Below are 20,737 nucleotides of genomic sequence, written 5' to 3' on the forward strand. Positions count from 1 at the left end.
GACATCCAGCGCAACCCTAGTTATTGGAGCCTCCATGTCCGGCACCGACCCTTCTCACCGTGAATACGTGGGCGGATTGTTCCGCAGTCATTACCCGTGGCTGTGCTCGCAATTGCGCCGCCACCTCGATTCCAGCGCCAGTGCCGAAGACATTGCTGCGCAGACCTTTGAAACGTTGCTGTGCTCTCCGCAACTGGTGCCGATCCGTGAGCCCCGTGCACTGCTTGGCACTATCGCCAAACGCCTGATTTATCGGTCCTGGCGCCGTCGCGGCCTGGAGCACGAGCACCTTGATCAGTTGCTGCATGAGCCGCCTCGCCCAAGTTCGTCACCTGAAGACCTGATTCAGGTACAGCAGGTACTCAACGGCCTGGAGCAGGCTTTTGAACGCGTGCCGGGCAAGGTCAAGGCAACGTTTCTGTTGTCCCGGCTCGACGGCCTGACGTACCCGCAAATTGCCCGTGAATTGGGTATTTCCCTGCGCTCGGTCAGCGTTTACATGGCCCGTTCCCAGGCGCTGTGCAGCCTGTGGCGCGAGCCGTCGCATGTTCATTCATCGTTCAGACAATCCAGCTTTCAGAGGTCCGCATGAGATCCATCAAATCCCTGCTTGGCAGTTTGCTGCTGGCGGCAAGCCTGACCATGACTCAAGCCCCCGCCGCAGAAAAAGTCGCGCCGATCCACTTCGGCGACATCACTTGGGAAAGCGGCAGCCTGATCACCGAGATCCTGCGGTTGATCGTCGAGAAAGGTTACGGCTACCCGACCGACACGCTGCCGGGCAGCACCGTCAGCCTTGAAGCCGCCCTGGCCAAGGATGATATTCAGGTCATCGGCGAGGAGTGGGCGGGGCGTAGTCCTGCCTGGATCAAGGCACAGGCCGAGGGCAAAGTGTTCGGTCTGGGCGATACCGTCAAAGGCGCCACCGAAGGCTGGTGGGTGCCGGAATACGTGATCAAGGGCGATCCCGAGCGCGGGATCAAACCGCTGGCGCCGGAGCTGAAATCGGTCGCCGATCTGGCGCGCTACAAGGACGTGTTCCGGGATCCGGAAGACCCGACTCGCGGACGCTTTCTCAACAGCCCGACCGGCTGGACCTCGGAGATCGTCAACAGCCAGAAGCTCAAGGCCTATGCGTTGACCGAGAGCTTCGTCAACTTCCGCACCGGCTCGGGGGCGGCGCTGGATGCCGAGGTCAGTTCGTCGATTCGGCGCGGCAAGCCGGTGCTTTTCTACTACTGGTCGCCAACACCGCTGTTGGGGCGTTTCAAATTGGTGAAGCTCGACGAACCGGCCTTCGATGCCGAGGCCTGGAAAACCCTGGCCGACGCTAACAACCCACACCCCAAAGGTACGCGCTCGATGCCGGCCAACCTCGCCATCGGCGTCTCGGCACCGTTCAAGGCCCAATACCCGGACCTGGTGGCGTTCTTCGAGAAAGTCGATTTACCGATCGATCTGCTGAACCAGACCCTCGGCCAGATGAGCGAAAAACGCCAAAAACCGCGCAAAGTCGCACAAGCCTTCCTGCGCGAGCAACCGCAGGTGTGGCAAGGCTGGGTACCCACGCAGGTCGCGACGAAAGTCAGCAGCAGTTTGTAGGCGTGTCATTCAGCGGTGATGGCGCCCATGAAGGCGCCATCGCCGGCTTGTCAGCGATCAATCTTCAGGCGTTAGCCACTTCGGCTGCCAGCGCCTCGCTCACGGCCTGCCGTGAGCCAATCCGCGCCTGAAAACGCTCCAGCGGCGGCCATTGCTCCAGGTCGATATCAAACAAGGACGTCCACCGCAGCACGGTGAACAGATAGGCATCAGCGATGCTGAAACGTTCGCCCAGCAGATACTCCTGTTGCTCCAGCGTCTGGGTCAGCACGGCAAACCGCTTGAACAGTTTCTCCTTGAAGAGCGCTTTCACCTGATCAGGGAACTGCGCATTGAACAGCAGTCCCAGAGCGCCATGAATCTCACTCGAAATGAAGTTCAGGACTTCCTGCAAGCGCACTCTTTCCCAGGATCCGCACACCGGTGCAAGGCCGGCAAGCGGGCGAAGATCAGCCAGGTATTGCAGGATGGCTGGTCCCTCGGTCAGCACATCGCCGTTATCCAGTTGCAGCGCCGCGACATAGCCTTTCGGGTTGATCGCAAGAAAGTCGGCACCGTCGCCGGTCATCTTCGTTCGGTTGTCGACGCGGACCAGCTCGAATGGCAGTTGCAGTTCACGCAGAACAATGTGCGGTGCAAGGGAGCAGGCTTGAGGCGAAAAATACAACTTCATGATCAGGGTTCCAGGTGAGGATTTTGATCAGTGTCATGGTCGCCCGCGCATGTCGTAAAATTAATCTTTCAGACATCAGCCATAAGGATAGCTACTGCCATGATGAACCTGATGCATTGGCGGATGCTGGTGGCTATCGCCGACACGGGCAACATTACTCGCGCTGCCGAACAGGTGGGCATGACTCAGTCAGGTGCCAGTCAAGCGCTGGCCTTGCTTGAGGACATGCTCGGCATCCAGTTGTTTGTCCGGGAAAACCGTCAGACCTTGCCGACCGCAGTCGGAGTACACGTGATCGAACAGGCGCGGGTGATGCTCCAGGCCCTTGAGACCATCCGGGCCACTGCCGACGCGGCGCGGGATATTCAGCGTGGCACGATCCGTCTGGCCAGTTTTCCGATGGTGCTCGCAACGTTTCTGCCGCCGCTGTTGCGTCAGTTCAATCAGCTGTATCCCGGTATTCAGGTGGTGGCGCTGGAGGTCAGCGACAACGAAGTTGAAGCGTTGCTTGGCGCTGGCCTGGTTGATCTGGGGGTGGTGCTCAATCCCCCACCTGAACGCAACGCCGGAATGTTGGGGCGAGATACCTGGGTTGCGGTGCTGCCGATGGCGCACCCATTGGCTCGAGGAAACCATGAGCACGGATTGAGGTTGGAAACGTTGGTCGGGCAGCCGTTCGTGCTGGCCACTGGCGGATGCAGCGTCAATGCCCGCAGCCTGGCAGCGGATGCAGGTCTTGCGCTGCTGGATGTCCGGGTTGAAGTTCGAGAGTGGGCCAGTGCGTTCACGCTGGTTCGGGAAAACGTCGGGGTGACGCTGGTTCCGGAAATGACCTTGCCAGCCAATCGCAAGGGGTTGCGCGTACTGCCGTTGGCGGTGCCTGTTCATCGAGAGTTTGCGCTGGTCGCCACACCGCTCAGGGAGCCCTCTGCAGCGGTCCAGGCGCTGCTGGCGATGCTCCATCCTGCGGCGCTCTGAGCATCGATAAAAAGATGGCCTATTGATGGCCTTGCATCCGTGGCGTTGCTGTCTATGCTCACTCGTAGCTACTGATGCCGGTCAATTTATAAAGCGTGAAAGTCTCGATGCCTCAGCCTGATTGTGCTTGAGTCAGTGTTTTGCGGCCGGCTGTAAATTGAATGATCAATAAGAGTGCGCAATTGAAGGCACTGCGCTGAAAAGGAGTGTTTCTTAGAGGGAATTACTTGTGAATGTTGGGTTGGCCCCTGCACGGGGCGTCAAGAAAAGGATGGCTTGATAAGAGCGTTGCAGTATGGACACTCCGATTAATCATCATTGATCACCTGACTCTTATCCTTCGTGTGAGGATGCGTTTGCCTGTTCTGTGGAAAGTCGTCGTAAGTCCAGTGAAAGACTGGGAACTTCCGTTCATCAAAAGACAGCGCTGAAGGTGATACCACCATGTTCAATCGACACCACAAGTCTGACCTGCTTGAGATAGAGCGATTTAGTTGCGCGTTGAGCGAGGCCAATGCCAAGTTGGCGGCGATCAGCCGCTCCATGGCAATGATCGAGTTTGACCCCACCGGTGTGATCCTCGAGGCCAACGAAAACTTTTGTAAGGCCGTCGGCTATTCCATCGAGGAGCTGCGCGGCAAGCATCACCGTATTTTTTGTGAAGAGGAGTACGCCAAGAGCGAAGATTACCAGCGCTTCTGGCGTGAGTTGGGGCGTGGCGAATCAAGCAGTGGCACTTTCTTGCGTTTGAACAAGAGCGGCAAGGAAGTCTGGCTTGAGGCCAGTTATATGCCGGTGATCGGGACTGACCGACAAGTACGAAGCGTGATCAAGGTGGCCTCGGACATCACGGCCCGAATCAATAAAGAGCATGAAAACCAGAGCGTAGTGAATGCCTTGGGCCGTGCCATGGCGGTGATCGAGTTCTCCCCCGACGGCAGGGTGATTACCGCCAACGATAACTTCTTGCAGACCATGCACTATTCGCTTAACGAAGTAGTGGGTCAGCACCACAGCCTGTTCTGTCATCGATCAGAGAGCGAGTCTGCGGCCTACAAGGCGTTCTGGGCTTCGCTCAACCGTGGCGAATTCCATTCGCGTCGGTTTGAACGGGTCGACAAACACGGTCGCATGGTCTTTCTCGAAGCTTCGTACAACCCGATCTTCGACACCAAGGGCCGCTTGTACAAAGTGGTGAAGTTCGCCAGCGACATCACCCGGCAGATGACCACGTTGCAGACTGCCGCCGAGTCGGCCCATTCAACCTCGGTGCAAAACGATGCGTGCGCCCAGAAAGGTTCGCAGGTGGTGCAGCAGACCGTGCAAATCATCGAAGAGATCTCCAGGGATCTCAACGAAGCGGCCCTCAGCATCGATGCGGTGAGCAAACAGTCCGACATCATCGGCACCATTGTTCAGACCATTCGCGGTATCGCCGATCAAACCAATCTGCTGGCACTCAACGCCGCTATCGAGGCTGCGCGGGCCGGCGAACATGGGCGAGGATTTGCGGTGGTTGCCGACGAGGTGCGTAGCCTGGCGGCACGTACCAGCCATGCAACCGTGGAAATTGTAGAGGTGGTGCGCAAGAACCACGACTTGTCCTTGAGTGCCGTGTCGAGCATGCAGTCAAGTTTGAGCCGTACTGGACTGGGCGTGGAACTGGCCAATGAAGCGGGCGAGGTGATCCTGGAAATCCAGCAGGGTTCACGGCATGTGGTAGACGCCATCAGTCAGTTCAACTCGACATTGCAACTCAGTTAAAACGTCATGCAACGGAAAGGATCTTCGATCAAGTGCTATTACTTGATCGAGAATCCTTTTTGCAGTTCGAGCGACTATTTACGAGTGCACGCGAAGCGGGTTGCTCAGTCGACCCACGATATCGAGCGCGCTGTCGAGCAAGCGCATACGCATGAACGATTTGGCCGGCCAGTCCTGTTTCAGCAAGGCCAGACGCTCGATTGTCCAGCGCTGCGGCTCGACCCGTTCGCGCAGGTGGTCAAAGCAGTCGCCGACCTGAATGGCCAACTCATTCCAAAGTGCATCTTCCGGCATCTTCCAATGCCGGGTGCAGAGTAGAACCAGCTCCCCGAGATGGCACATGAAGGTGGTGTGCAAGAGTTTGTCGCGCACGAAGTCTGCATCGTCATACAGCGTCATCTGCGGGTCATGCAACTGAAGGTCGAGGCCTTGCCGGTGCAAGGTCTGGCGGTGAATCCGGATGTCGCCGAAATCACGCACCAAGAGTCGGCTCAACTGTCCCTCGGCGCTCATGACCATGAAGCTGTTCTGCTGGTGCGCCTCGAACGCGACCCCGTAGATCAGGTACAGACCGAGCAATCCGGGGACGGCGATCGACAGATAATCACGGAAAAAACGCAGCAGTTCCGGTCTGCCATCGCCTCCTTGAGCCAACCTGATCCACTGGCGCAGTAACGGTTGTCCATGTTCGTCGAGGGCGAACAGGCTGCCAACGGGCACGGCCATTTCACCCGGCTGCAACACGCTCGACGGGTTGTCCCGGTAAAGCACTGCCAGGTGCCGGGAGCGTTCGTCATCGACCGGTTGCGGCGCGTAATGCACGCCGATGCGTTCCGGCACGATGTTCAATACGGTACGAATCTGCGGCTCCTGCTTGAGTATTCGCAGCAACAATCCGCTGACCCTTGGCCCCATGCGTGCCGAGCGTGGTGAAAGGGTGCGTTGCACGCTGGTCAGTCGCAGCGCCACAGGAAGCTTGACCATTGGTGAACAGCGGTTTGCATTGGGCACCAGGGTGCGAAACGACATGGTCGGCTGACCGTTGAACGCAATGATGGTGGTCGGGACCAGCAAGCCACCGGCAATCTCGCGAGCGAACGAGCGCGGTAGTTCCTCGGCGGCTTGCCATGGATGGACAGGGAGGGGCAGGTAGTCATCCGGGTCGAGACCTTTGGTTAGAAGGTGCCGGATCAATTGTTCGGCCGCGAGCGGAAAATGCCCTTGCCACCAGTCGCGGTAATGCTCGGGTTCGTTCAACGATTCGACGTGAGCCCATTGTCGATGCAAGGCGCACAGCACGACGGGCACGCAGGCTTCGAATTCCGGTGACAAAGCAATGACCTCAGGAGTGCTCAAGCCAAGCTTGGTCTTGTAGTTCGGGTGCCATGGATGACCCAGCGTGCCCCACTGTTCAAGCACCGATGTCGGATTCGGGTGGGAGGGGTTGCTCTTGAGCCAGGTCAGCAGATTATCGTCATCGGCGAGTTTGAATTGTTCACGCAGTTGCCGGCTCCAGCCGTGGTGAAAGGCCTGGCATAAGGTGGCGTTGCAGAAGCTGTCATCAAGCTCCTCGCACAGACGAACGAGCACTTCGGGCGACGGTAAAGGTTCAAGTTGCGTGCAGAGCAGGTTTAGCAACTGTGAAGGAAACAGCAGTTTTTGTGCTGGGCATTCAGAGCGATGCAGCGTGATGTCGCCCTGTAGGTCCCAGCTGTTCATCCGCGTGGGGATGAGTCCTTCGAAACACAACCGGGCACCATCGAGCAGTGTGAGCCAATGCATCGAGCCCCTGGCTTGCAGGACTTCGGGATTCAGCAGGCCTTCGCGCAGCAGTGCCTGCAACAATCGCTGAAAGCTTGCGCGGGTGCTGAGCTCGAGCGTATCGGCCAGATGGCCAAGGTTTATCCGGCGAGACGTGAACGCCTCGGTCGCCAGCGCTTCGCTCCAGCGTGAGAGTAACCATTGCTGTTTTTGCGGGTCCGTGTGCATGACATAAGACTCCTTGGGGCGATTAAAGGCAGCTCCAAACAGGCTACGGCAAGCGCAAAAAAATCGATGGCAAGCGTTTCCGGTAAACGTGTGAGACGCATCCGATGGTGGTGGCGGGAAGGTCCGAGAGCAGGTTGCGCGAGGCAATCAATTTACCAGCAGCTCGCTCCAGATCGGGGTCGAGCAGGGGCTAGGGATATGTGGATCAAGCGCGGGTTGCCTGAGAATCCAGCCTTGAAGCTGTTGATTGAGTAAGACAGGCGTTGATTCAACGCACTCACCCTTAGGGGGAACCGCTGTTTGCTCGACGGACACAAATAACGGGCCCGGCAGATCGAACAGTGTCTCTGAGTGCCTCACTGTGCCGCTATCCTTGCTGGCAACGCAGGCGTTTCGTCGACCGCTGAGGTCGGTAGTCGTTACCCACACTTCATCGAGGCTGGCGTGCCCTACATCCATTACAAGCGCCGGACCTTCACCTTTTGGATGGGCGGCGAGGCAGTTTATGACGGCTGGCATGAACTTGGGGTCGTTCAGAAATTGAGTCCAGCTCGCCGGCTCGGATGCAAGTGTTGGCATTGACACGCCAGCGGCTAGAGCGACAAGGGTCATTGCTGTTTTCAGGGCGTACATGTCGTCATCCGATTTTCAGAGTTGCGGATTCTGCCCCCACAATAACGAGTGTGCCCGGTAAAGATGTATCAGCGTTTGGCTTGGCCACCCTCAACGTAGCAGGGTTGAGGGTGGCGCTCTATTCGGACGTGTAGAGCCGCCGGTATCAGGTGCTTTCGCGAACCTTCAACTCAAAACCCATATCAACCACAGGTTTGGCGATCGAGTTGCCGGCCATCAAGGTCAGCATGTGCTCGGCGGCGCGCCGGCCGATGGCTTCACGCGGGGTGCTGATGCTGCTCAGGCGCGGCACCATGTGCGCCGAGGCTGGCAGGTCGTTGAAGCCAAGGACGGCGACTTGTTCGGGGATCTTGATCCCGTGACGCATGGCTTCGAGCAGGGCGCCATGGGCCAGGTCGTCGTTGCCGAAGAAAATCGCGTCGACCTGCGGATGGCTCGCCATCATCTGCAGGAATAATTCGCCGCCAAGGCCCACCGAAGACGGGCGCGGTGTCAGCAACTCAAGGTCAGGGTCGTACAGGCCCGCTTGCTGCAAGGCACGCCGGAAGCCTTCGCCGCGCAGCAAGGTGCGTTGGTCGAGCTGTGCGCCAATGTAGGCCAGGTGCCGCCGACCGCGCGAGATCAGGTGCTGTGCGGCGGTTTCGCCAGCACTCAATTGCGAAAAACCGACACAGTTCAGACCGGCACCCGGGTCCAGGTCCATCATGTAGACGCAGGGGATATTGCTGGTCTCGATCATCCGGCGGGCGCTTTCGGTGCGATCGAAACCGGTCAGCAGCAAGCCTCTTGGCTGATAGGCCATGTAGTTGCGCAGCAGGTTTTCTTCTTCATCACGGGAATAGTGATAGTTGCCGATCAGCACTTCGAAGCCTTTGGGACGCAGCACCTGATGGATGGCTTCGAGGGTTTCGATGAACAGCAGGTTTGACAGCGATGGCACCAGGACCACCACCGAATGGCTCTGGGCCGAGGCCAGGGCGCGGGCAGCCGGGTTGACCACGTAGTTCAGTTCGAGCGCGGCCTGCTGGACCTTTTCCACCAGTTCGGTGGCGACAGTGCTGATACCGCGCAAGGCTCTGGACGCAGTGATTGGACTCACACCTGCCAGGCGGGCAACTTCGTTGAGGGTAGGGCGGCCGGTGGTGCGGGTATTTTTATCGTTTTTAGTGGAGGTCATCGGGCAGCTTGCCAAACAAAATTCAAGGCACTAAGGTAGCGCTGTCTCGATGCGGCTGCAAATGCTTGAGCAGGGTTTGCCTGATCCCTGCTTTTTGGCGTTGGGAAAGAACGTGCTGCAACCCATAAAAATGACAAGAAGGCGTCGGCAATGCCTGCTTTTGCACTAGAGTTTCACGTAGCAAAGGTAGCGCTGTCTGCGCGCTGAGGTGTTACATGAGTCAACCTATCACCGCCCTGGTCATCATGGGCGTGGCCGGCTGCGGCAAGTCCAGCGTCAGCGAAGCCCTGTGCCTGCTCAGCGGCGCAACCGGCATTGAAGGCGATACCTTTCACCCTGCCGCCAATATCGAAAAGATGAGCGCGGGCATTCCCCTCAACGACGACGACCGTGCCGGCTGGCTCGACAGCCTGTGCGATGAGCTGCGTCGCGTCGATGCCTCGGGCGCACGCCCGGTGCTGACCTGCTCGGCGCTCAAGCACAGTTACCGTGAACGCTTGCGCAGCGCCTTGCCGGGCCTGGGTTTCGTGTTCCTTGAATTGACCCCTGAAGTCGCCGCCGATCGCGTGGCCCATCGTCCGGGGCACTTCATGCCTTCGACCTTGATCGCCAGCCAGTTCGCGACCCTTGAATCCCCCGTTGGCGAGCCACTGACCCTGGCGCTCGATGCCTCGAAGCACAACGTCGATGAGCTCGCCCGGCAGGCCCATGCCTGGTGGCTCGATCATGGTTTGAAACTCGCCGGCTGAATGTTGCTGCAAGAGATAGCGCTGTCCTGACGGCTTCTGAATAACCCGCTTCAATAACAACAACAAACAGGAGATACCCCCCATGTTTGGCATGTCCCACGAGTCGTTTTTGCTGCTTGATGCAGTGATCACCGTGATCGGATTGATCGTCCTGATCACCCGGTTCAAGTTTCACCCCTTCATTGCATTAATCATCGCCGCAGCTTTTCTCGGGCTGACCTCGGGCATGCCGATTGGCACCATCATCAAGGCGTTCCAGGACGGTTTCGGTGGGGTACTCGGGTTTGTCGGGATCATCCTTGCGCTGGGTACCATGCTTGGCAAGATGATGGCCGAGTCGGGCGGGGCGGATCAGATCGCCCAGACCCTGATTCGCGCGTTCGGCAAAGAACGCGTGCAATGGGCCATGATGTTTGCGGCCTTCCTGGTCGGTATCCCGTTGTTCTTCGAAATCGGCTTTGTGCTGCTGATTCCGCTGGTGTTCATTGTTGCCCGGCGCACCGGCGTTTCAATCATCAAGATCGGCATCCCGTTGCTGGCCGGCCTGTCTGCCGTGCACGGTCTGGTTCCGCCGCACCCGGGCCCATTGCTGGCCATCGGGGTGTTTGGTGCGGACATCGGTAAAACCATTCTCTACGGTCTGATCGTTGCGTTGCCGACCGCTATCATTGCCGGCCCGATCTACGGCACGTTCATTGCCAAGTACATCCCCGGCCATCCGAACCAGGAACTGGTGGATCAACTGGCTCGCGAGCCTCACTCCAGCACCTTGCCGAGCTTCAGCATCACGCTGATCACCGTGCTGTTGCCGGTGTTCCTGATGTTGCTGAAAACCTTTGCCGACATCGCGCTGCCGGACGGGCACTTCTTCCGCACCTGGATGGACATGATCGGTCACCCGATCTCGGCGTTGCTGCTGGCGTTGCTGCTGTCGCTGTACACCTTCGGGCATCGGCAGGGCATCGGCTCCAAGCAGATTCTGAAACTGCTCGACGCCAGCCTGGCGCCGACCGCTGCGATCATTCTGATCATCGGTGCCGGCGGTGGCTTCAAGCAGATGCTGGTGACCAGTGGTGTGGGCGATGTGATCGGCCACATGGCGGTGAGCGCGCAGATTTCGCCGATCCTGCTGGCCTGGCTGGTCGCGGCGGTGATCCGCGTGGCCACCGGTTCCGCGACTGTGGCGACCATTACCGGTGCAGGCATCGTGGTGCCGGTGGTGGGGATGATTCCGGGCGTGAACCGCGAGTTGTTGGTGCTGGCCACCGGCGCGGGTTCGTTGATCCTGTCGCACGTCAACGACGCAGGCTTCTGGCTGGTCAAGCAGTACTTCAACATGACCGTAGCCGAAACCTTCAAGACCTGGACCGCGATGGAAACCATTCTGTCCGTCGTCGCGCTGGGCTTCATACTGTTGTTGTCGCTGGTGGTTTGATTCATGGCGGTGCCTGCACAGCGTGCGGGCACCGGACTGACAGAGTCACCCGAGCCGCGAGAGGATGATCAGTCCTTGTCGCGGCTTTCTTTTTTCCCCATCCCCAATCCCTGAATACCACTCGTCGGCACTGTCAACTTTGACAGGTAGGCGTTGTGTTGTGCCGCGCGTAAAAGTTGCTCATGAACTTGTGACTCATTTACGCGTGCAGGGAGAAAACATCATGGCCACCAATCAACCAGGTGCAACGCAAGCAAACCGAAGCGTCAGAGTGAGTCAGCTTGTTTATGACACGGATCCAGGCACTCCGGTTAACGGTGCAATGTGGGGGGTAGGGGCCGCAGAACTAACCTATGAGCTCAATAACTTTGATTCCGCCACGCGAGATGATCAGCTGTCCTATACCCCCGGTCGGATGGCCAAGAATGTCTTCAATCAGTATCAAGACAATGGCTACAGGTGTTTTTGCTATTACAGTGACTGGGGCATTGGTGATGATCGTTATGGCGAAGGACCTCCCAAACCGACTCCAGCACTTGCAGCGGGAGGCCGTGGAACTGACATCATGCGGCTTCTGGGTAAGCCCGGAACCTTCGATAAACTCGTGCTTGGATTTGCCGCGATTGTGGGGGACAAGGGGGTCAATCAAAATGTGATCAATAAGGCCGTGATCAACTGGGGCCTCTCTCCTGCGGTAGACCCGAAGGAACCGACACAAGCAGAGTTGGATGCTGCGGAGCTTATCGCTCTTGCGCTCGCGATGTTTATCGACCCCTGGAATGATGTCGCCGCCTTTATCAATTGCGGATTTCCGGGGTGGAAAAGCAATGACTATGCAGACCTCTATCATCCCGCCAAAGCGCAAGGCGTATTGGGTGCGCTGCTTAAGCTTCAAACGGCTGATCCAAACCTGAAGCTTTCCTTGAGTCTTGGTGGTTGGTCAATGAGTCATGCCTTTTATCACGTTGCGCGCGACCCAGTTAAAACCGCGCGTTGCATCGACTCAATTGCCGCAATCTTTACGCTATGGCCGATGTTCAATGAAATCGATATCGACTGGGAATACCCCTCGGTATCCGGAAGTGAGCCGGAAGCGGGTGATACTTGGAAAGGTAATGATTTTGATGATGACGATCCGGCTTATTTTGCAGTGTTTATTCAGGCGCTTAAAACCAAACTGGCTGCCATCGGGAAAGGCAGTGTAAAAATCAGCATCGCGGCCATTGCCGACCCGGTCAAGTTAGCCAAATCCAATATTCTGTTGCTGATCCAAGCGGGTCTTGGAGGCATCAACCTGATGTGTTATGACTTCTTTGGTTCGCCTTGGGCAACGAAAATCCAGCACCATTGCAACCTGTATCGCAGCGATCCCAATGATATTACCGAGAACTCCGTGCATTCAGCGGTGCAGTACCTGTTGGGGTTGGGTGTGCCGTCGGAAATGATTTTTATCGGCTACGCCGGTTACAGTCGAAATGCTCAGCAAGCGGTGCTGACGAGTGTGTCACCTTTGGTGGGAACTTACAGCCAGAAGCCGGGGAAGAACACGACGCCAGGCTGTTTTGAACCGGGTATTACCGAATGGCCCGGCATGATGAAACATTATCTGGATCTGGAAACGAAGCTTCCGCTCAATGGTTTTACCTTGTACACCGACGACAAGGCCGATGCGGACTTTCTCTACAACCCAACGACCAAAGTGTTCATGTCCCTGGATACTCCTCGTACTGTTAAGGCCAAAGGCGAGTACGTGGCCACATGGGATCTGGGAGGGCTGTTCATCTGGATGGGAGACCATGACAACGGCATGCTGAACAACGCCGCACGTGAAGGGGTAGGGTGCAAAGTCTTGAATGAGGTGATCAAAATGGACCCCTTCTACTATAAAGGCGCAACTTTCTTACCGTCGCCATAACACTACCAATCAGCTCCCCAAAACGAAAAATGCCCCTGTGAGCACAATCCACTCACAGGGGCATTTTCTATTCCGTTCAGAAAACCGCGATATCAACCCGCCGCCGCATCGGCCCGGAACATCCCGCGAATCCCGCGTACCGCCTGACGAATCCGGTCCTGGTTTTCGATCAGCGCAAAACGCACATGATCATCTCCGTATTCACCAAACCCGACCCCCGGCGACACACAGACCTTGGCTTCGGCCAGCAGCTTCTTGGCGAATTCCAGCGAACCCAGGTGCGCGTAGGCTTCGGGAATCTTGGCCCAGACGTACATCGAGGCTTTCGGGTTTTCGACCATCCAGCCCAGTTCATGCAGGCCTTTGACCAGCACGTTACGACGCTGCCGGTACTGCTCGGCGATGTCTTTGACGCACTGTTGATCGCCTTCCAGCGCGGCGATGGCCGCCACTTGCAACGGGGTGAAAGTGCCGTAGTCGTGGTAGCTCTTGATCCGCGCCAGGGCGTTGACCAGTTCCGGGTTGCCGACCATAAAACCGATCCGCCAGCCGGCCATGTTGTAGCTCTTGGACAGGGTGAAGAATTCCACCGCAATGTCCTTGGCGCCCGGCACCTGCATGATCGACGGGGCTTTCCAGCCGTCGTAGACGATGTCGGCGTAGGCCAGGTCGTGCACCACCAGTACGTCGTACTGCTTGGCGAGGGCGATTACCCGTTCGAAGAAGTCCAGCTCGACGCACTGCGCGGTCGGGTTGGACGGGAAGCCGAGAATCATCATCTTCGGCTTCGGAATCGAGCCGCGAATGGCTCGTTCCAGCTCGGCGAAAAAGTCCACGCCGGGGATCAGCGGCACCGAGCGCACCTGGGCGCCGGCAATCACCGCGCCGTAGATGTGGATCGGGTAGCTCGGGTTCGGCACCAGCACCGTGTCGCCCTGATCGAGCGTGGCGAGCATCAAGTGCGCCAGGCCTTCCTTGGAACCGATAGTGACGATGGCTTCGCTTTCGGGGTCGATGTCGACCTGGTAGCGATCCTTGTACCAATTGGAAATCGCCCGGCGCAGACGCGGAATACCCTTGGAGGTGGAGTAGCCGTGGGTGTCTTCGCGCTGGGCGACGGTCACCAGTTTCTCCACGATGTGTGGCGGAGTGGCGCCGTCGGGATTACCCATGCTCAAGTCGATGATGTCTTCGCCACGACGACGGGCGGCCATCTTCAGCTCGGCAGTGATATTGAATACGTAAGGGGGGAGTCGATCTATGCGCGCAAAGCGGCGCGGCGAACCTTGTTCGGCCATTGTTGCCTCGATAACGTAAGCGCCCGGAACCGTCCGAGCGACGCTGGCCACTGCGGTGGCCTGTGGCGGAAGATAAGGGCGCCGATGGCCGATTGTCTAGTGGCGAAGTTCAACTAATTTCCACGACAGGGTTGATCGTATGCGCAAGTTTTCACGTTCAACCTGCGCGCGCATGCTTCTTGCAGAAATTGGCAATTACTCAACTACCACCTTTAAACGAGATGAAAAATGGAGTTTTCCAGCGGCTTTTTGCTGAGTCTTTCACTGTGCCTGGACATCGGCGTGGCCAACATTGCGATGATCACACTGGCCATGCAACGCGGCTATTTTCAGGGTTTTGCATTGGGGCTGGGCACCTGTGTCGGTGACCTGGTATACGCGGTGCTGGCGCTGGCCGGCATGACCGTGTTGTTGCAGTACTCGGCAGTGCGCTGGGTGTTGTGGATTGGTGGTTCGGCGTTGCTGCTGTACTTCGCGGCGAAGATGATTTACTCGGCGATTTATCACAGCGCCGTGTTGGCGGAGGCGGGTGAGGTCAGTGCCGGTTCTCATCGGCGGGAGTTTTTCCGTGGGATTTTTCTGGCAATGTCGTCGCCTAGCGCGATTCTCTGGTTCGCCGCCGTTGGCGGTACGCTGATTGCCCGTTCCGGGGGCGGTAGCCTGACCAATGCCGCACTGTTTCTGACAGGATTCTTTTGCGCCGGGCTGCTGTGGTGCGTTGCCCTGTGCCTGGCGGCGACCCAGGGCGGCAAGCTTTTGGGTGACAAGCTACTGCGCTATTCTTATATGGCATCTGCAGCGATCTTCTGCTATTTCGCGGTCTACGTGATTATTTCTGGCTATCAGGAATTTATCCTCCCAGCGGCGGTTGCAGAACTTCCGGGCCTTTGACTGGGGGAATCCGGTTTGGCTTCTATACTTGCAGCCGAACCCACCTTCAGTTGCAGGAGTTGATTCATGGATGATCCAAAAAAGGGCGAACTCGCTGAGCCACGCTTCGAAACGGGGCATTTTCTGCTGATCGCCGGACTTGGTGGGCGGTTTAGCGCGGACACCACCGAAGGCATTCCCAAGCTCTGGGAGAAATTCGTACCGCATATCGGTAACGTTCCAGGGCAGATCGGGGAGGTCACCTATGGCGTCTGCTGCAACCCGGACGGTAAAGGCGGGTTTGAATACATCGCGGGTGTCGAAATCAGCAAGCTCGATGACCTGCCGGAACTCTACCGCTGGATCGAAATACAGCCTCAGCACTACGCGGTGTTCAAGCACGAAGGTGCGCTGGACACCCTGCCGCAAACCTTTGAGTACATCTGGAAAACCTGGTTGCCGAAGTCGGGTCATGAGGCTGCCGATGCCCCGGAGTTCGAGCGCTACAGTGACGACTTCAACCCGAAGCTCAATACTGGCGTGCTGGAAATCTGGGTACCGCTCAAAACGGCCTGAACGGGTTGAGAGGCGGCGCATTCAGGCGCCGCCGCCACTCGGCATCTGCACTATTTATCTTTGCTGATTCGCCGCGCTCGCAATACATCGATCGTCAGCGTGATAAAGCCAAAAGCACTGATAGTGAACAGCATAAGAAGACCGACCTGAACGCTACTCATGGTGAGTTTCCCTCTTCATGGCGAAAGACAGAGACAAGCAATAGCCCGAACCTTGCGCGAAAGAAAGCCGCTATACGAAGGCTTTACGGGCTTGCAAATGATCGATATGCCGTCCTTATTAATTTATGATTTGCTCCCTCTTTTTCGCTGATCGAGCCACGCCATGAACTCCCCCACGACTGTCATTCGCCAGGTCAAGCCGGCTGATCTTGATCGCTGCTTCGCCATCGAAACCCAGGCCTATGAAGGTGATGAAGCGGCCACTCGCGAGAAAATCGCCACGCGCATCGCCACCTGGCCGCAAGGTTTTATCGTGGCTGAGGTCGACGGCGTCGTTGCCGGGTTTATCAATTCGGGTGCGGCGTATCAGGTGGAAATGGCGGATGAGGCCTTCAAGGAAATGATCGGCCATGACCCGGATGGCCCGCAGGTGGTGATCATGTCGGTGGTGGTGCACCCGGATTTCCAAGGGCTGGGATTGGCGAAACGGTTGATGGCCGAGTTCATTATCCGCATGCGGGATTTGGGCAAGATCCGCATCAACCTGATGTGCAAGGAACGGCACATTCCGCTGTATGCCGGGTTTGGTTTCGCCTACCTCAAGGAGTCCGCGTCCGATCACGGCGGCATGGCCTGGCATGAGATGGTACTTGAGCTGTAACGAATATCTTCCGAATACCGAGTATCTACTGTGGGAGCGAGCTTGCTCGCGATGAGGCCAGTACCTTCAATGCTTATGTTGACTGTCAGGCCGCCATCGCGAGCAAGCTCGCTCCCACATTGGTTAGTCGTCTCAGTAGAGGCTGTTCAATGCTCTGATCGGCGCTTCTCGATCATACGCCTCTGCATCGAACTGACCGTCATTCAGGCGCTTGTGAAAGGCGCCCGCGGTGGGCAGGGCCGAGCGGTCCAGGTACTTTTCCGGGTTCCACAAATCCGAGCGGACGATCGCCTTGGAACAGTGGAAATAGGCGGCTTCGACCTCTACCAGAATCACCGTGCGCGCCGGTTTGCCGTTCACCGCAAAACTTTCCAGCAGTTCGGGCTCGGCGCTGATCCGTGCGCGGCCATTGACCCGCAATGTCTCGCCAATCCCGGGAATGATGAACAGCAACGAGATCCGTGAATCGAGGACAATATTGCGCAAGGTGTCGATGCGGTTATTGCCCGGGCGGTCGGGGATCGCCAGGGTTCGCTCATTGATAATCCGTACGAAACCCGGCGTATCGCCACGAGGTGAACCGTCCATGCCGTCAGGGCCGACCGAGCTTACGATGACCAGCGGCGAGGCGCGCACCATCGCCTGGTAATCGAGGTTGAGAAAGGGGATTTCCTTGCGCACGGCGCGGTCGTGGGGCAGGCCGTAAATCGCCTCAAGTTGTTCGATAGTGGTCAGCATTGTTCACTTCATCCATGAAAAGTTATCGGGCGTTCAGAACGCCAGGGCCATGCGCCGCTCGTAACCGATCCGGCCTTTGTAGGCATTGCCGCTGTCGACCCAGCCTTGCTTGAGGTAGAGCCCGAGCGCCGATTCGTTGTGCGCATCCACCGACAGCTCCAGCCCCTTGATGTCTGGCCAGGCCTGGCGCGCCGCGAGTGGCAGGGCTTGCAGGAGGGCGCTGCCATAACCCTTGCCCTGGTGGCGGTGATCGACCTGTAGCGCGTGCAGGGTCGCGGTGTCTTCATGGGCCCAGTGCGGCAGGAACGGCGGACGCTTGAGCAGCAGGAACGCTACCGGAACTCCGTCGACGAGCAGGGCAAAACCCTTGATGCCGTCACGCGGTGCTGACAACAAGGTGTGCAGGGCCATGTCGATATCGCCGGAGAATTGCTTCTGCCGGTCAGGGATCTCAATGGCTTCCAGTTGCTGGCATTGAGCGGGTGTCAGCTGTTCGTAGGGAACGAGTTGGGTCGTCACTGGTGGTGTCCGTGGTCCGACAAAGGTGAAGTGCGGATTTTAGCCAGTTTGCCCGGTCGGCATTTATTTTATTTGAGCGGTCGATTTGCTGTGTTGCCAGACGACTAGGGGTGGCTTCACATAAAAAGTCCACTGATGTTCAGACGCTGTAAACGCGGCCACCCTGATCGTCGGGATTTTCGCCAAATGCTCAATCTGCAGCCATAGTTGATCAGCTTGATGACGGAGAGTCTTATGAAATACCTATGCCTGGTCTACAGCGACGAACGGCTCCTGCATACCTCGCCCGACAGCCCCCACGACGCCGAGTGCATGGCCTACGCCGAGTCGGTTCAGGGCAGCGGCCGGATGCTCGCCGCCGAGGCGCTGGAGTCCGTTCAGACCGCCACCACGGTGCGTATGCGCGGCGGCAAACTGTCGATCACCGACGGCCCGTTCGCCGAAACCAAGGAGCAACTGGCCGGTTTCTACCTGATCGATGCGAAGGACCTGAACGAGGCCATTCAGGTCGCCGGCAACATCCCGGCGGCCCGGGTCGGCAGCGTTGAAGTGCGCCCCGTCCGTGAGTTGAATCGTTGATGACCACAGGTCTGTCGGGTTGATGCCGGGCGAGTCGGTCAAGGCGCTGGTCGAGGCGGTTTATCGCAACGAATCGCGGCGCATACTCGCCACGTTGATTCGCTTGCTGGGGGATTTCGACCTCGCCGAAGAGGCGTTGCATGAAGCCTTCTTCGTCGCGGTCGAACGCTGGCAGCGCGATGGCGTGCCGGATAATCCGCGCGCCTGGCTGGTGTCGACCGGGCGTTTCAAGGCCATTGACGGTTTGCGCCGTCGCGCACGATTTGCGGCTTCTCAAGCGGCGTTGGTGGCACAGCTGGAAGCACTCGAAGAGACTGACTGGAGTGTCGAGGATGTGGAAGACGATCGCTTGCGGCTGATCTTCACCTGCTGCCACCCGGCCCTGGCGGCGGATGCGCAGGTGCCGTTGACGCTGCGTGAAGTCTGCGACCTGACCACTGAGGAAATCGCCCGGGCCTTTCTTGTTGCACCGTCCACCATTGCCCAGCGCATCGTGCGCGCCAAGAACAAAATCCGCGACGCGAAAATCCCCTATCAAGTGCCTTCCGTTGCCGAGTTGCCCGAGCGCCTCGAGAGCGTGTTGCGAGTGATTTACCTGGTGTTCAACGAAGGGTATTCGGCATCGGTCGGCAGCGAGCTGACCCGCGAAGACCTGACCCGCGAAGCGATCCGGCTTGGCCGCTTGCTGATGGAGCTGTTGCCGGAGGCCGAAGTGATGGGGCTGTTGGCGCTGATGCTGCTCAATGAATCGCGACGCCCGGCCAGAACCTCGGCGTCGGGTGAGCTGATCTTGCTCGATAAGCAGGATCGTTCGCTGTGGAATGCCCAGATGATTGCCGAAGGCTCTGCCTTGATCGAACGCGCGTTGGGCACGCGTGGCTTTGGACCTTATTGCCTGCAAGCAGCGATCTCGGCGGTGCATGCCGAAGCCGCAACGGCCGAGCAAACCGACTGGCCGCAAATTGTTGGGCTGTATGACGTGTTGCTGCGGGTGCAGCCTTCGCCGGTGATCGAACTCAATCGCGCGGCGGCGCTGTCCCGGCGCGATGGGCCGCTGGCGGGGTTGACGCTGGTCGAAGGGATTCTTGCCCGTGGCGAACTGCTCGACTATCACCTGGCCCATTCGGCGCGCGCCGAGTTCTGTCGGCAGCTGGGGCGGGTTGAAGAGGCGAGGGCGGCGTATCGGCGCGCCCTTGAACTGACCCGGCAAGAGCCGGAGCGACGGTTTATCGAGCGGCGGTTGAGCGAGCTCAAGTGATGGCCGCACCGCATACCTCATCCGTATCTGTATCCGACCCCCGCATCCCGCATCCCGCATCCCGCATCCGCATCCGTATTCGTATCCCGCATCCGCATCCGCATCCGTAGCAGCTGCCGAGCCTGCGAGGCTGCGTTCGAGGACGAAGTCCTCGCAAATCCTGTGCACGCGGTTTGCCTGGAAAAGCGCGTTGCCTGATTTCACGACCGCTTCGCGGCCGAACGCAGCCTCGCAGGCTCGGCAGCTGCTACGGATACGGGATACGGATGCGAAATGTGGATGCGAGATGCGAGATGCACCATGTTTCACTCCAGCATCTTCGCCAACAGCCAACTCCCCGCCGGCCCCGGCGGATGCAGGCGCGACCAAAGGGCATCGACCGCCACCGGCTTCGGCCAGCCGCGGACCTTGAGTTCTTGCAACGAACCCGCACCAAAACGCTCGACCAGCCAGCGTGGCAAGGGCGCCCAACCAAAACCGCCTTGGGCCATTTCCAGCAGCATCAGGTAACTGGGCGCCGACCAGACCCGGCCTTGGGCGCGTGTTTCGTAGGGATTGATGATGGTCGCCAGGCGCAATTCACGGTGCTGTTGCAGCGTTTCCTTATCGACCTTTTGCAGCGCCGCCAGCGGATGTTCGGTTGACACGAACAAGGCAATTTCCGTGCGCTCGTCGACCGTCGCGTTGTTCAGGTCGGCCGGGTAGTCGGACTGCATTTCGGCGAAGGCAATATGCGCGCGCCCGCGTTGCACCAGGGCGATCAAATCGTCGCACTCGGCAATCAGGCATTCGAGCTCCAGGTCCGGGTAGCGCTGCTCGAAGTCACTCAATGCCGCTTCAAAGCGATCGGACTGGTAGGTGTCGGAAATCGCCACTGTCAGCTTCGCCTCAACGCCTTGGGACAGTTGCGCGGCGGTCATTTCCAGGCGGCTGGTGGCGGCCAGAATGTCTTCGGCGCGTTGCAGCATGACATGCCCGGCCGAGGTCAGGCTGGGCTTGCGGCTGCTGCGATCGAACAGGGTCACGTTCAGGTCGATTTCCAGGCTGGCGACGGCCGCGCTGATGGTCGACTGGCTCTTGCCGAGTTTGCGCGCCGCTGCAGAAAACGAGCCTTGGGTCGCTGCCTGGACGAACGCCAGCAGCACTTCATGTGAGGCCATGA

General features: G+C 58.4%; 19 protein-coding genes and 2 pseudogenes. 13 read left to right on the top strand and 8 right to left on the bottom strand.

Going from position 1 to position 20,737, the window contains the following annotated elements; translation table 11 throughout:
- Positions 1 to 34: 34 nt before the first annotated feature.
- A complete protein-coding gene (locus AC1DIG_RS06740; protein WP_477766653.1) occupies positions 35 to 592 on the top strand; it encodes a sigma-70 family RNA polymerase sigma factor in 558 nt (185 codons plus the stop codon).
- Positions 589 to 1,602 (top strand): ABC transporter substrate-binding protein, encoded by a 1,014-nt coding sequence (locus tag AC1DIG_RS06745; protein ID WP_477766654.1) that lies wholly within the window; start codon positions 589 to 591, stop codon positions 1,600 to 1,602. Before AC1DIG_RS06740 ends, AC1DIG_RS06745 begins: the two co-directional genes overlap by 4 nt.
- Before the next feature lie 64 nt (positions 1,603 to 1,666).
- Here the strand turns inward: AC1DIG_RS06745 and gstA are convergent, their stop codons facing one another.
- Positions 1,667 to 2,275, bottom strand: a complete 609-nt coding sequence (gene gstA / locus AC1DIG_RS06750; RefSeq protein ID WP_477766655.1) for a glutathione transferase GstA — start codon at positions 2,273 to 2,275, stop codon at positions 1,667 to 1,669.
- A gap of 99 nt (positions 2,276 to 2,374) precedes the next feature.
- On the opposite strand from gstA, the gene AC1DIG_RS06755 reads away from it, so the two are divergent.
- From AC1DIG_RS06755 to AC1DIG_RS06765, 3 genes and pseudogenes are all read left to right on the top strand, one after another.
- Positions 2,375 to 3,253, top strand: a complete 879-nt coding sequence (locus AC1DIG_RS06755) for a LysR family transcriptional regulator (RefSeq protein WP_477766656.1) — start codon at positions 2,375 to 2,377, stop codon at positions 3,251 to 3,253.
- 444 nt (positions 3,254 to 3,697) lie between these two features.
- Positions 3,698 to 4,468 (top strand): annotated as a pseudogene (locus AC1DIG_RS06760) (PAS domain-containing protein); the annotation flags it as partial.
- A 117-nt stretch (positions 4,469 to 4,585) separates the two neighbouring features.
- Positions 4,586 to 5,017: pseudogene (locus AC1DIG_RS06765) on the top strand (methyl-accepting chemotaxis protein); the annotation flags it as partial.
- Between the two features lie 78 nt (positions 5,018 to 5,095).
- Here AC1DIG_RS06765 and AC1DIG_RS06770 read toward each other — a convergent pair.
- The 3 genes from AC1DIG_RS06770 to gntR form a co-directional block, all read right to left on the bottom strand.
- Positions 5,096 to 7,006, bottom strand: a complete 1,911-nt coding sequence (locus AC1DIG_RS06770; RefSeq protein WP_477766657.1) for an IucA/IucC family protein — start codon at positions 7,004 to 7,006, stop codon at positions 5,096 to 5,098.
- 147 nt (positions 7,007 to 7,153) lie between these two features.
- Positions 7,154 to 7,639 carry a hypothetical protein gene (locus AC1DIG_RS06775; RefSeq protein ID WP_477766658.1) on the bottom strand — a complete coding sequence of 162 codons (486 nt, stop codon included), beginning with the start codon at positions 7,637 to 7,639 and terminating at the stop codon, positions 7,154 to 7,156.
- A gap of 145 nt (positions 7,640 to 7,784) precedes the next feature.
- A complete protein-coding gene (gene gntR / locus AC1DIG_RS06780) occupies positions 7,785 to 8,816 on the bottom strand; it encodes an HTH-type transcriptional regulator GntR (protein WP_427536022.1) in 1,032 nt (343 codons plus the stop codon).
- A gap of 215 nt (positions 8,817 to 9,031) precedes the next feature.
- Here gntR and AC1DIG_RS06785 point away from each other — a divergent pair, with 215 nt between their 5' ends.
- The 3 genes from AC1DIG_RS06785 (at position 9,032) to AC1DIG_RS06795 (ending at position 12,915) form a co-directional block, all read left to right on the top strand.
- Positions 9,032 to 9,565 carry a gluconokinase gene (locus tag AC1DIG_RS06785; RefSeq protein ID WP_477766659.1) on the top strand — a complete coding sequence of 178 codons (534 nt, stop codon included), beginning with the start codon at positions 9,032 to 9,034 and terminating at the stop codon, positions 9,563 to 9,565.
- An 82-nt stretch (positions 9,566 to 9,647) separates the two neighbouring features.
- A complete protein-coding gene (locus AC1DIG_RS06790; protein WP_477766660.1) occupies positions 9,648 to 11,000 on the top strand; it encodes a GntP family permease in 1,353 nt (450 codons plus the stop codon).
- A 223-nt stretch (positions 11,001 to 11,223) separates the two neighbouring features.
- Positions 11,224 to 12,915: a glycosyl hydrolase family 18 protein gene (locus AC1DIG_RS06795; RefSeq protein WP_477766661.1), complete on the top strand. Its 1,692-nt coding sequence runs from the start codon at positions 11,224 to 11,226 to the stop codon at positions 12,913 to 12,915.
- Between the two features lie 92 nt (positions 12,916 to 13,007).
- Here AC1DIG_RS06795 and alaC read toward each other — a convergent pair whose 3' ends face one another.
- On the bottom strand, positions 13,008 to 14,213 hold the full coding sequence (gene alaC / locus AC1DIG_RS06800; protein ID WP_216741992.1) for an alanine transaminase: 1,206 nt from the start codon (positions 14,211 to 14,213) through the stop codon (positions 13,008 to 13,010).
- 228 nt (positions 14,214 to 14,441) lie between these two features.
- Here alaC and AC1DIG_RS06805 point away from each other — a divergent pair, with 228 nt between their 5' ends.
- From AC1DIG_RS06805 to AC1DIG_RS06815, 3 genes are all read left to right on the top strand, one after another.
- Positions 14,442 to 15,104, top strand: coding sequence for a LysE family translocator (locus tag AC1DIG_RS06805; protein WP_477766662.1), 663 nt, complete (start codon positions 14,442 to 14,444; stop codon positions 15,102 to 15,104).
- Between the two features lie 66 nt (positions 15,105 to 15,170).
- Positions 15,171 to 15,659 (top strand): GyrI-like domain-containing protein, encoded by a 489-nt coding sequence (locus tag AC1DIG_RS06810; protein ID WP_477766663.1) that lies wholly within the window; start codon positions 15,171 to 15,173, stop codon positions 15,657 to 15,659.
- A gap of 324 nt (positions 15,660 to 15,983) precedes the next feature.
- Complete coding sequence (locus tag AC1DIG_RS06815) at positions 15,984 to 16,481, top strand: GNAT family N-acetyltransferase (RefSeq protein ID WP_477766664.1); 498 nt, start codon at positions 15,984 to 15,986, stop codon at positions 16,479 to 16,481.
- Positions 16,482 to 16,613: 132 nt separating this feature from the next.
- Here AC1DIG_RS06815 and AC1DIG_RS06820 read toward each other — a convergent pair whose 3' ends face one another.
- Both AC1DIG_RS06820 and AC1DIG_RS06825 read right to left on the bottom strand, forming a co-directional pair.
- Positions 16,614 to 17,219: a pyridoxamine 5'-phosphate oxidase family protein gene (locus AC1DIG_RS06820; RefSeq protein ID WP_477766665.1), complete on the bottom strand. Its 606-nt coding sequence runs from the start codon at positions 17,217 to 17,219 to the stop codon at positions 16,614 to 16,616.
- A gap of 33 nt (positions 17,220 to 17,252) precedes the next feature.
- Positions 17,253 to 17,738: a GNAT family N-acetyltransferase gene (locus AC1DIG_RS06825; protein WP_477766666.1), complete on the bottom strand. Its 486-nt coding sequence runs from the start codon at positions 17,736 to 17,738 to the stop codon at positions 17,253 to 17,255.
- A gap of 234 nt (positions 17,739 to 17,972) precedes the next feature.
- Here AC1DIG_RS06825 and AC1DIG_RS06830 point away from each other — a divergent pair, with 234 nt between their 5' ends.
- Both AC1DIG_RS06830 and AC1DIG_RS06835 read left to right on the top strand, forming a co-directional pair.
- A complete protein-coding gene (locus tag AC1DIG_RS06830; protein ID WP_477766667.1) occupies positions 17,973 to 18,317 on the top strand; it encodes a YciI family protein in 345 nt (114 codons plus the stop codon).
- Positions 18,318 to 18,339: 22 nt separating this feature from the next.
- Positions 18,340 to 19,575, top strand: a complete 1,236-nt coding sequence (locus tag AC1DIG_RS06835; RefSeq protein ID WP_477766668.1) for an RNA polymerase sigma factor — start codon at positions 18,340 to 18,342, stop codon at positions 19,573 to 19,575.
- Between the two features lie 305 nt (positions 19,576 to 19,880).
- On the opposite strand, the gene AC1DIG_RS06840 is transcribed toward AC1DIG_RS06835, so the two are convergent.
- Entirely contained in the window at positions 19,881 to 20,735 is an 855-nt protein-coding gene (locus tag AC1DIG_RS06840) for a LysR family transcriptional regulator (RefSeq protein WP_477766669.1), read from the bottom strand.
- Positions 20,736 to 20,737: the final 2 nt, after the last annotated feature.

Source organism: Pseudomonas sp. 05N431 (assembly GCF_056397005.1).